Here is an 11,008-nt window from a genome sequence, read left to right on the forward strand (position 1 = left end):
CCGGAGGCGAGCGGAGCCGGGCAGATCGCGAAGCGATGCCGCGTTCGCCCAGGTCCGGTCACGTAGCGAGCCGCCAGGCGAGCGAAGTGGGCCGGAACTTTGAAACACAGCCTAGTTCTGGTCGAGCCCGCCCAGGCGCCCCCAGCCGGCCCGGTCGGACTCAGTCGGCCACGAGACGGGAGCCCCAGCCGCCGGGAGCGTACTCGCGCTGGCGGCGGACGGCGTAGCGGCCCGGCGCGCAGCCGGAGGCGCCGTGCTCGGGGTGCAGCAGGTAGACGGGCGCTGACGCCTCGAAGACGCCGATGACCAGGCCGCCGGTCTCCCACACGTTCTGCGTCCAGCGGCAGGTGCCGGGGTCGGCGACCAGCGTGTGCGGGTTGCCGCCCGCCGCGCCCCGGAGCAGTTCGACGCCCTCGGGCGGCACGTCCGTCCACCTGGCGTCAGGCCAGAAAGACAGCGACGAGATCTCGGACATGGGGACGACGATCAGGTCGCCCTGCGCCTGGATCCCGTCGACGACGGGAATGCTCACCGACCGGTCGAGATGGTCGAGGACGGCGAGCCCGGTCTGCTGGGAGAGGGAGGCGAGAGTCACGGTCTCGGACATCACGGTCTCGGGAGTCACGGTCACAGAGATCACCTTTCAGGTTCGGCGGACGAGGCGTGCGTACTGGTCGGCGGACAGCCCGTAGGTCCATCCGGCGGCGGCGACCGGATCGTCGAAGACGCCCGGAACGGCCAGCCCGTACCGGCGGCGGCTCCCGTCGCGCTCGACGGAGCCGTTGACGGCGAGCAGCACCCTGGCCTGCTCGCGCAGCTCGTGGGGCCGGAGCTCGTAGAGCCGCAGCTCCGAACCGGGGTTGCCGGGGTCCGGCGCGGCGGCCACGAGCCGCAGCCCGGCCCGGTCGATGTACTCGCCCCAGCCGATGTTCTCGACCGCGCACCGCCGGACCTCGACGTTGGCCTCCCGCGCGATCCGCTCGACGCTCGGATCCTCCGCCACCCAGGCCGGCACCCTCGTGCCGTGCCAGGCGTGCACGTCCCAGCCGTCGGCGTACCGGAGCGCGGGACCGTCCGAGCGGTGCAGGCGCACCTCGCCATCGTCGCCCCAGACCTCCGTGTGGATCTCGACGGGCCGTTCGGAGACGACGCAGACGTCCTCGCGCGGCCACCACCAGCCGCAGGACCGGGCCGGCGTCGCCCACAGGCCGATCAGCCGATCCTGCTCGGGCGTGAAGACCACGCCGGACGTCCGGCGAACCGCGTCGTAGTGGGCGCTCCACGAGACGCAGAGGGCCGTGTACCAGGCGTCATCCCGCAAGTACGGTTCCTGGGCCGACCGGAGCGCCATGCGGATCGTGCTCCGGACCGAGGCCATGAGCGGCATCCGAACCAGTTGCCGGACCATCGGGTCCAGCCCCGGAGAGCCCCGCATGACGCGTTCGTCCAGTTCCACGGACGCCCCGGCGACCAGCCTGCGCAAACGCGTCGGCAGGGGCCAGTCGGAAGGTCGGTCCGCGCTCTCGGACGGCCGCGGCCGGGTACCGGGCGGGACGGTCTCCAGGGCCGACAGCGGCGACGACACCCAGTGGAAACGGGGAGGATCGAGACCGATCAGCCGGTACAGCTCGGATATGGCGGCCTCGGCGGCCGGTCGGTCGGCCGGCGCGGTGGAGAGCAGATGCCCGAGCCACTCCGCGCGGACGGCGGCAGCTTCCCGCTGCGCGTCGACGCTCACCGGGTCAGGGCGGCAGCGCCCCTTTCATTGATCATGCGCAGGATGGTGGCACACCGCGCCCCGCCTGTCCACACCTTTCGGACGGGTTCGCGACCGGCCACTCCGCATGGCGCTCCCTGGAAGGGTCTCGTCTAATCGCCGGGTGACCACGGGTCGGTGACCGCGTGGAGCAGCCGGTCGACGGCCGCCGGATCTCCCACGACGGCGACGCTGCCGTCGGCGCATGCGGTCGCGAGTGCGCCCGGATCGTTCAGCAGGGCGCTGAGCGTCTTGGGCTCGGTACGGAGCGAGACGTCCGCCCTCGCGGGTTCGCCGGGCTGGACCTCAGCCCGTCCGGCCGCCAGGCGGACCGTCCAGACCCGACCGCCGAGCTCGAGACGGCACGTCGTCGGGGGCGCCGCGGGGTCGGGGCGAGCGGCGCCGCGCAGGAAGATCAGCACGGAGGTGGCGCTGAGCGCGGACGGCGCCGGGGGCTCCGGGACGGCGATCCCCCAGTCGCCCAGAGCCGTCAGGATCGGTTCCAGCCGCCGCCCCCGTTCGGACAGCTCGTAGACCCGGGGGCCGTCCGCCGGTGCCGGCCCGCGGCGGATCACCCCGTTGTGCTCGAGTTCTCGAAGCCGGTCCGCCAGCACGTTCGAGCTGACGTTGGGCAGCGCATGCCGCAGCTCCGAGAAGCGCTGAGGCGCCAGGAGCAGCTCGCGGACCACCAGCAGGGCCCATCGCTCCCCGACGACGTCGAGCGCCCGGGCGATCCCGCACGAGTCCCGATAGCTACGGCTGGTCGGCACGGCCACTCTCCTCGTCCCTGTGTGGCCCCGAAACTACCATGCATCCTGGTTGTTTTTTACAACTAGAGCTGGTTGTTTTTAACAGCCCACTGTGGTTACCGTTGGCTCACATGGCCGACCCGGGTTCAGGACGGCCCGCGGGACGGCGGCGAGGCCGCCGCGCCGACCGCCTCAACAGCCGAGGCGGGCATCGCTTCGGCCCCGTATGCCGATCATCTGGAGAACACATGAGTGGATTGCTGCTCGAGAACAAGAACGCCGTGATCTATGGAGGCGGGGGCGCCATCGGCGGCGCCGTCGCACGGGTGTTCGCCCGGGAAGGCGCGCGAGTCTTCATCGCCGGGCGGACGCAGGCGAAACTCGACGCCGTGGCACGTGACATCGCCGCCACGGGCGGGATGGTCGAGACCGCACAGGTCGACGTTCTCGACCTGCAGGCGGTCGAGAAGCACGCCGATGCGATCGCCGCGACGGCCGGCGGCATCGACATCGCCCTGAACGCCGTGAGCGTCATGCACGACCAGGGGACTTCGCTGGCGGAGCTCTCGCTGGAGGAGTTCATGCGGCCGATCGACGGTTTCCTGCGGACGCTGTTCATCACGAGCAAGGCCGTGGCACGCCACATGGGCCGCGAGCGCCCCGGCGTCATCCTGACCCTGTCCGAGCCGGGCGCCAAACTGGCCGTGGGCGGCATTCTGGGGCACGGCGTGAGCTCGGCCGGCAAGGAGGCGTTCTCGCGGCTTCTGGCCGCGGAGCTGGCCCCCGGCAACATCCGGGTCATCGGCATCCGTCCGCACGCCGTCGTCGACGCGCCGGCAGCGGGTTCCTACACCAGAGACCTCTTCGAACGATCCGCGGCAGCGGCGGGGCAGTCGGTCCAGGACTTCCTCGAGGACGGAGGGATGGTGCAGGGGACGCTCCTGAAAAGGCTGCCCACACTTTCCGAGATCGCAGAGACGGCCGCGTTCCTGGCGTCAGATCGAGCCGGAGCCATGACCGGAACGATCGCCAATCTGTCCGGCGGGGCACTCGTGGACTGAGTGTCGGTCCAGAGGTGCGAACGCAGCCGCAGGTACACCACCCATGAGGAGATTCGACATGACGACGCTGAAGCCCGGCAGCATGCTGCTCGGCACGACCCGTCCCGCCGAGCTGCGGGCCTGGTACATCAAGGCGCTGGCGCCGGAGTCCACCGGCGAGGGCGCGATCGACCTGGGCGGCTTCCTGCTCGTCATCGACGGGCGTGACGACGTTCGACCGGACAACGACGAACCGGGGCGCATGATCCTCAACTTCCACGTCGACGACTTCGACGTCGTGGAGGCCCGGCTGAACGCGGCCGGCGCCGAGTGGATCTCGGTCGAGGACCGGGCGAAGGGCAGGTTCGGCACGTTCGCCGACCCCGACGGGAACTACCTCCAGATCATCGAGTGGAAGAAGGACGCCTGAGCATGTCGCTCCTCACCGGTACCCGGCTCAGGTCCGTCCGGCGGGGACGGCGGGGGTCTAAGGCGTCCTAGGCATGCCTAGATAAGGCGTCGTCCCGATGTTGGGGGTGGGGCCTTAGGGCGAACCTTGTACATGTCGGGCCAAGAGGGACCGGCAGGAACAAGGAGAAGCGAATGTTCAGCCAGGAGTTCATGAAGGTCGTCATCGAGGACCGCGTGCGGATGCTGCGGGCGGAGGGGAAGAACAGCCGTCGCGCCCGTATCGCGAAGGCGCTCAAGCGGTGAACCCCGCAGCCTGCGTCCCAGCGGCCACGCCCCCGTCGTCTCCGACGGGGGCGTTCCTCATTTCGGGGCGCCCGCGGGCGCGAGGGGGGCGCGGCCCCGGATCAGGTCGGCGGCGCGTTCGGCGATCGCGATGGTCGGGGCGTTGGTGTTGCCCCGAGGCACGGCCGGCATGACCGAGGCGTCCACCACGCGCAGGCCCTCGACGCCGCGGACGCGCAGTTCGGTGTCGCAGACGGAGCCGTCCGCGCCCATCGCGCAGGTGCTGGTGGGATGGAACAGCGTCGCGGCCTCGCGGCGGACGAAGTCGGCGATGGCCTCGTCGGAGTCGACCTGCTCACCGGGGGCCCACTCGCCGCCGATCAGGGACGCCAGCGGCCCGGACGAGGCGATCTCGCGGGCCTGCCGGACGCCGGCGACCAGGATGTCCAGGTCGGCCTTCTCGGCGAGGTAGGCGGGGTCGATCAGCGGCTTGGCGTGGGGGCTGGCGGAGCGGAGGGTGAGCGTGCCGCGGCTCGCGATCGCCACCGCGGTGACCATGACCGACAGGAGGCGCTCGGACGAGTCGGTGAGCCCCTGGTCGACGAACGGGTTCGGCAGGACGTGGTACTGCAGGTCGGGGGCGGGCAGGCCCTCCACCGTGCGGGCGAACCCTCCGGCCTCGGCGACGTTCGAGGCGTAGGGGCCGCGCGCCAGGGCCTGGTAGAGGGCGAAGGAGCGGGCGTTCGCCAGTTCCCAGAGGGCCTTGGTTCGGGGGGTGGCGAACATGACGTTCACGAACGGGTGGTCCTGGAGGCGCTGCCCCACCGGGGAGTCGACCAGGACGTCGATGCCGAGGGAGCGCAGGTGGTCGGCGGGGCCGACGCCCGAGAGCATCAGGAGCTGCGGGCTGTTCACCGCGCCGCCCGAAAGGATCACCTCGGCCTCGGCGCGGGCCGACATCGTCTCGCCGCGCGCCTCGTAGCGGACGCCGGTGGCGCGGCCGTCCTCGATCACGACGCGGGTGGCGAGGGCGTCGGTGACGACCGTCAGGTTCGGGCGGTACTCGATCGGGTGCAGGTAGCCGGCGGCGGTCGACCAGCGGCGGCCGCGCTTGTGGGTGACCTGGTAGAAGCCGACGCCGTCCTGGTCGGCGCCGTTGAAGTCGTGGTTGGCGGCGAGGCCGTACGCCTTGGCCGACTGCACCCACGCGCGGGTGAGGGTGTGCTTGTAGCGCAGGTCCTCGACGCGCAGCGGGCCGCCGACGCCGTGGTAGGGCAGCTCACCGCGCTGCTGGTCCTCCGCGCGGACGAAGTAGGGCAGCAGGTCCTCGTAACCCCAGCCGTCGCATCCGTAGGAGTCGCGCCAGGTGTCGTAGTCGTACCGGGCCCCGCGGATGTAGATCATCGCGTTGATGGACGAACTGCCGCCGAGCGTGCGCCCGCGCGGCCAGTACACGCTGCGCCCGGCCGCGTGCTCCTGCGGGACGGTCGCGTAGTCCCAGTCGAACGGTCCCTTGATCAACGCGGCCATGGCGGCCGGAATGTGGATCTCGGGGGCGTCGTCGGGCGGGCCCGCCTCCAGCAGCAGGACCTTCACGGAGGGGTCCTCGGTCAGTCGGGCGGCCAGGACACAGCCCGCGCTGCCCGCTCCCACGATGATGTAGTCGTACACGGCGGCCTCCGGGGTCTTTCCGAAAACCCTACCGAACGGGCTTCTGCCAGCGGCGGGCTAGGCTGCCCCCATGGCCAAGAACAGGGACAATCCCGTCGTGCTCTCCCGGATCTACACCCGCACGGGGGACGACGGCACCACCGCGCTGGGCGACGCGTCCCGCACGTCCAAGACCGATCCGCGCCTCGCCGCGTACGCCGACGTGGAGGAGGCCAACGCCGCGATCGGCACCGCGCTCGCGCTCGGGTCCCTGCCCGAGGCCCTGGTCGCGCTGCTGACCCGCATCCAGAACGACCTGTTCGACGTGGGCGCCGACCTGTGCGCGCCCGTCGTCCCCGACCCGCAGTACCCGCCGCTGCGCGTCGAGCCGGCCTACATCGAGCGGCTGGAGGAGGCCTGCGACGAGTACAACGCCGACCTTCCGACGCTGCGCAGCTTCATCCTGCCCGGCGGGACGCCCGGCGCCGCGCTCCTGCACGTCGCGCGGACGGTGACCCGCCGCGCCGAGCGGTCCGCCTGGGCCGCGATCGAGGCACACGGCGACTCCGGCGCCACACCTGAGGGCGGCGTGAACCTGCTGACGGCCACGTACCTCAACCGGCTGTCGGACCTGCTGTTCATCCTCTGCCGCGTCGCCAACGCCGAGCACGGCGACGTCCTCTGGAAGCCCGGCGGGGAGCGCTGAGGCACCGCGGGGGTGGGGCTAACCCCACCCCCGGATGACCGGCTCCCCTCCTGGCGGCACCGCCGCGCCTGGAGCAGGCTTGACCTGGACGGGCGCACGCCGACGACGGGGAGAGACCAGTGAGGACCCTGACAGCCACGGCCGCCGCGGCGGTGACGGCGGCGGCGCTGGCCGGCTGCGGCAACGTCGGCGTCGGCCGGCACCAGCAGGACCGCTCCTACGCCGCGCCCGCGGGCACCGCCGGGCTGAAGATCACAACGCACGGGGGCCGGGTCGAGGTCACCGCGTCCGACTCCCCCGGCATCAGGATCACCGAGCGGCTGAGCTGGTCGAACGACAAGAACAAGCCGAAGGCGCGGCACGTCTCCGAGGGCTCCACCCTGGCGCTGTCGTCCTCGTGCGGCAGGAACGTGATGGGGTTCGCGACGTGCGGGGTCTCCTACCGCGTCCAGGTGCCGCGCAGCACTGCGGTGCAGATCGACAGCCGGGACGGGACGATCGAGGCGTCCGGGCTCGCCGGGACGGTGCGGCTGCGCAGCGGCAGCGGCGCGGTGAGGGCGACGGATCTGCGGGCGGCGACGGTGTCGATCAGCGCCGACGACGGCTCGGTGCACGTCACGGGCCGCGCGGCCACCGCCGACCTGCGCAGCGGCAGCGGCGCCGTCACCGCGGAGAACCTCACGGCCGACCGGCTGAAGGCCCGCGCGTCCGACGGCCGCGTCGAGGTGAGCGGGCGCGTCGCCGTCGCCGACCTCGGCACCGGCAGCGGCTCGATCACCCTGGACGGGCTGGCCGCCGACCGGATCACCGTCCGGACCGACGACGGCGGCATCACGATGCGGCTGGACTCGCCGCCCGCGAACGTCCGGGCCCTCGCCGGCACCGGCTCGATCCGGCTGCGCCTCCCGACCGGGGAGAGCTACGCCATCGCCATGTCCGCCGAGGGCGGCAAGCGGATCGACCCGGCCGTCCACCAGGACTCGCGGTCCGCGCGGCACATCGATCTCCGCACCCACGACGGCGGGATCACCGTGGCGCCGCACTAGCGGTCACGCCGGACTTGACCTGCCCCGGGGTCTCCGGACGGTCATCCATGGTGCTCGCAGCCAGTAGCACGATGGAGACACACCATGACCGACTCACCCGACGGCCTCGCCGAAGATCTCGCCGACCTGCGTGCGGTCGTCGAGATCCACGGCCATGGTCTCGCCAGGCACGCAGAGGTCATCAAGGGCCTTCGCGATCGGCTCGGTTCGCCCGCTTCCATCGACGCCGAGGAGACCGCCGGCCGGCCGGATGACGAACGCCCGCTGGTACCGACCTTCCTGCTGTACCTGGACGGCCCAGAGCACACCCTGGAACTCGAGACCATGGCCACGTGGGTCAACGTGCTCCTGGTCCCCGTCTACGTCAACCAGGTGAGCCCGCTCCGACCGTGGTGCTCACGCTGGTGGGAACATCCCGAGGCGCTCGCTCGTCTCCACGCTCTCTGGATGGCCTGGCAGGGGCTCACCGACTCACCGTCCTGCGGGCACACCGGTCCCAGCATCTGGCACCGCGACCATCTCGACCCCGCGCTCGCCCGCCTCCGCGCCCCCGACGGCCCCTTCGCGGGGTGCATGCTCGATCCCGAGCGGCCCGCCCACAACGCGGGCCCCACCACCCCGGTCGAAGACTTCGGGTTCCCTCCGGCGTGACGCCGAGCCGGCCGAACCCGCGCGGCTAGCGCAGCAGGTACGGGCCCTGCCACAGCGGGGCGTAGGACGGGTCCCGGACCGGGCCGACCCGGGCGCCGCCGTTCACCGCGACCGTCGTCCGGGCCAGGTGCTGCAGGACGTGCGCGACACCGTCGGCGTTGCTGTCGAGCAGCTTGAGGTTGACGTTCTTCAGGCGGTCGCACCTCGCGTGGTAGCACGGGTCGTACGCCTTGCCCGCCCTGCCGCCGAACGCCTTGGCCTCGGCGGCCGTCTTCACTCCCTCGGCCCCGGTGTCCATCCCGCCCGCCGGGATGCCCCGCTCGACGAACGGCCCGTAGTCGGAGCGCCCGTTGAACTGGCTCGCGGTGACCGGCAGACGGCGGCTCTGGAAGTACTGCCGGAACATCCGCTCGATCGCCCCCGACCCGGCGGGCGCCCGCGTACCCGCGCCGGTCGAGTGGTCGCCGTCGTAGACGCCCCGGGTGCCGTTCGGCGAACCGAGCATGTCGAAGTTCAGGTTCAGCGCGATCCGCTCCCGCTGGGCCGCCGGCAGCGATCGCAGGTACTGCTCCGACCCCTGCATCCCCTCCTCCTCGGCTCCCCACCAGGCGAAGCGCACCCGGTTGCGCAGGCCGTCCCGGCCGAGTTCCTTGATCTTGGCGGCGATGGCGAGCAGGGTGGCGGCGCCGGTGCCGTTGTCGTTGATCCCCGGGCCCGCCGGGACGCTGTCCAGATGCGCGCCGACGACCACGACGTTGTCGGCCCGCCCCTGCCGGGTGTCGGCGATGACGTTGGACGACGTCCGTCTGCCGTGCACGGCGTCGGTCCTCACCCGCAGCTTCAGGCCGCCCTTGCGCGCGGCCTTCACCAGTGCGGCGCCCACCGCGTGCGTCGGGCCGACGACCGGGATCGCGGCCGGCCTGGACAGCGTCCCGTTCACCGGCCCCTTCTCCCCCGGCTTGTTGAAGATCACCACGGCGGAGGCGCCGGCCGCCCGCGCCCTGGCGGCCTTGGCCGCGAACGTGCAGGTGCCCCGCTGGACGAGCGCGATCGAGCCCTTCGCGAAGCCCTTGAAGTCGGCGGCCTCGCAGCCGCTCGTCCCCTCGCCCTTGGCGGGGACGTCCACCGGCGCCGCCGGCGCCGTCACATCGCCGGAGCCGGAGTAGGCGAGCGTGAGGAAGTCGGCCTCCCGCTTGTAGGACGCCTTGGACGGCGTCGTCCGCGCGAGCTTCGCCTGCGACCGCTCCTGCCAGTACGGGTAGGTGAACTTCAGTACCTTCGGCGAGAACCCGGCCTTCTTCAACCGTCCGGTGACGTACCGCACGGACACGTCGTAGCCGGCCCTCCCCGCCGCGCGGTTCCCGCCGTTGTAGTCGGCGATCTCCTGGAACGCCGACAGGTGCGGCTCGACGTCCTTCAACGTGACCAGCGCCGCGAGATCGGGCCGCGCCCGCGCGGCCCCGGCCGGCGGCAGGGCGGCGGGCAGGAACAGCGCGGGCAGCGCCACGGCCGTGCCGAAGAGGAGCCTGCGGGCGACGAACAGCCTGCGGCCGGTGAGGAGCATGCGCACGTGCACTCCAGCGGGCGGAGTAGGGAGCGGACCAGCGCGATCCTCACCCCGCGCCCCGGCCGCCTCAAGCAGCCGCGGCACGGTAAGGCCGTTTCGATACCGGGCTCTTACCAGCTCATTCCCGGCCGGGCCTCATTCCGGCCCGCCGGCCACACCCTCATTCCGGGGAGTGCAGGTCCACCGGGAAGCCGGGCGGGGCCGCCTCCAGCCACGCCAGGAACCCGGTCAGGGCCGCCGCGCCCATCGCCAGCTCCACCGCCAGATCGCCGTTCCTGACCTCGATGACGCTCACGTCCGGCAGCAGGCCCTCGGCCTCGTCCGGATCCGGGACGCGCCGGTTGGACACGACGAGGCCCCGGCGGTGGATCACCTGCCGGGGCCGTCTGCGGAAACCGAACACGCGGTGCCAGTGCAGGACATCGCCCTTGTAGCGGCCGATGCCGAGCCTCCACACTCCGGGGGCTCCGCCCTCCCGGGGCAGTTCGCGCAGGCTGCACTCCACGGTGCCGCCGCCGCGCGTGAACAGCCAGCGGCGCACCGCCATGGAGACGAACAGCAGCGCCGCCGCCAGAACGAGCGCGGCGAGCACCCCGCCGACGTCCAGTGCCAGGTGCTCGCCCAAATCCCCCGCCGTCCGCCCGAACCTAGACCTCGACGCCCGCCGCGCGCAGCCGCGCCCTGGCGCGCCGCTCCGGCGTCGCGTCCTCGGCCTCGGCGGACAGGGCCTCGTCCAGCGCCCGCTTGGCGTCGTCGACGTCGATCTCTTCGTCCCGCTCGACCTGCTCGGCCAGCACCGAGACCTCGTCGGCGGCGACGGAGAAGAACCCGCTGCCGACCGCCGCCAGGACCGGCGCGCCGCCGTCCGCGGGCTCGATCTTCACCACGCTGCCGTCGAGGAGGACGCCCAGCACCGGGGCGTGCCCCGGCAGGATACCGAGCGAGCCCTCGATGGTCTGCGCGACCACCATCTTGGCCTCGCCGGACCAGACCTCGCGCTCCGGCGAGACCAGCCCGACCTTCAGGGTTGCCACGTCATTCCCTCCGACTACTGGAGCGGATCCGGCGGGCCGCCCCGGGCGCGACCTGTTCACCTCGGCGCTGATCAACTCGATCGGCATCTCGCTGATCGCCACGTTCGTCGGGGTGG

At 72.2% G+C, this 11,008-nt stretch carries 12 protein-coding genes; 5 read left to right on the forward strand and 7 right to left on the reverse strand.

Translation table 11 applies throughout. The annotated features are described in order from the left end of the window. Window positions 1–160: 160 nt before the first annotated feature. From AB0H37_RS44440 to AB0H37_RS44450, 3 genes are all read right to left on the reverse strand, one after another. Window positions 161–631: a hypothetical protein gene (locus tag AB0H37_RS44440; protein ID WP_329086204.1), complete on the reverse strand. Its 471-nt coding sequence runs from the start codon at window positions 629–631 to the stop codon at window positions 161–163. A gap of 12 nt (window positions 632–643) precedes the next feature. Then, window positions 644–1,738 (reverse strand): DUF6745 domain-containing protein, encoded by a 1,095-nt coding sequence (locus AB0H37_RS44445; protein WP_329086202.1) that lies wholly within the window; start codon window positions 1,736–1,738, stop codon window positions 644–646. Window positions 1,739–1,869: 131 nt separating this feature from the next. Beyond that, window positions 1,870–2,526, reverse strand: a complete 657-nt coding sequence (locus AB0H37_RS44450; protein WP_329086200.1) for a winged helix-turn-helix transcriptional regulator — start codon at window positions 2,524–2,526, stop codon at window positions 1,870–1,872. Between the two features lie 227 nt (window positions 2,527–2,753). Between AB0H37_RS44450 and AB0H37_RS44455 the strand changes: the two genes are divergently transcribed. Then, entirely contained in the window at window positions 2,754–3,566 is an 813-nt protein-coding gene (locus AB0H37_RS44455) for an SDR family oxidoreductase (protein WP_360618770.1), read from the forward strand. A 58-nt stretch (window positions 3,567–3,624) separates the two neighbouring features. After that, window positions 3,625–3,975 (forward strand): VOC family protein, encoded by a 351-nt coding sequence (locus AB0H37_RS44460; RefSeq protein ID WP_329086197.1) that lies wholly within the window; start codon window positions 3,625–3,627, stop codon window positions 3,973–3,975. 341 nt (window positions 3,976–4,316) lie between these two features. Here AB0H37_RS44460 and AB0H37_RS44465 read toward each other — a convergent pair whose 3' ends face one another. Then, entirely contained in the window at window positions 4,317–5,909 is a 1,593-nt protein-coding gene (locus AB0H37_RS44465) for a GMC family oxidoreductase N-terminal domain-containing protein (RefSeq protein WP_329086195.1), read from the reverse strand. Window positions 5,910–5,979: 70 nt separating this feature from the next. Between AB0H37_RS44465 and AB0H37_RS44470 the strand changes: the two genes are divergently transcribed. From AB0H37_RS44470 to AB0H37_RS44480, 3 genes are all read left to right on the forward strand, one after another. Next, on the forward strand, window positions 5,980–6,594 hold the full coding sequence (locus AB0H37_RS44470) for a cob(I)yrinic acid a,c-diamide adenosyltransferase (RefSeq protein WP_179837258.1): 615 nt from the start codon (window positions 5,980–5,982) through the stop codon (window positions 6,592–6,594). 119 nt (window positions 6,595–6,713) lie between these two features. Continuing rightward, the gene (locus tag AB0H37_RS44475) at window positions 6,714–7,640 is read left to right on the forward strand and encodes a DUF4097 family beta strand repeat-containing protein (RefSeq protein ID WP_329086193.1); all 927 of its coding nucleotides are present in this window, start codon (window positions 6,714–6,716) and stop codon (window positions 7,638–7,640) included. Between the two features lie 84 nt (window positions 7,641–7,724). Beyond that, on the forward strand, window positions 7,725–8,291 hold the full coding sequence (locus AB0H37_RS44480; RefSeq protein ID WP_329086191.1) for a DUF4913 domain-containing protein: 567 nt from the start codon (window positions 7,725–7,727) through the stop codon (window positions 8,289–8,291). A 25-nt stretch (window positions 8,292–8,316) separates the two neighbouring features. Here the strand turns inward: AB0H37_RS44480 and AB0H37_RS44485 are convergent, their stop codons facing one another. From AB0H37_RS44485 to AB0H37_RS44495, 3 genes are all read right to left on the reverse strand, one after another. Beyond that, entirely contained in the window at window positions 8,317–9,855 is a 1,539-nt protein-coding gene (locus tag AB0H37_RS44485; protein WP_360618772.1) for a M28 family peptidase, read from the reverse strand. A 163-nt stretch (window positions 9,856–10,018) separates the two neighbouring features. Next, window positions 10,019–10,483: a DUF2550 domain-containing protein gene (locus AB0H37_RS44490; protein WP_179837262.1), complete on the reverse strand. Its 465-nt coding sequence runs from the start codon at window positions 10,481–10,483 to the stop codon at window positions 10,019–10,021. Window positions 10,484–10,505: 22 nt separating this feature from the next. Continuing rightward, on the reverse strand, window positions 10,506–10,892 hold the full coding sequence (locus AB0H37_RS44495; protein WP_179837263.1) for a F0F1 ATP synthase subunit epsilon: 387 nt from the start codon (window positions 10,890–10,892) through the stop codon (window positions 10,506–10,508). Window positions 10,893–11,008 lie beyond the last annotated feature (116 nt).

Source organism: Actinomadura sp. NPDC023710 (genome assembly GCF_040639875.1).
Lineage (GTDB): Bacteria > Actinomycetota > Actinomycetes > Streptosporangiales > Streptosporangiaceae > Spirillospora > Spirillospora citrea.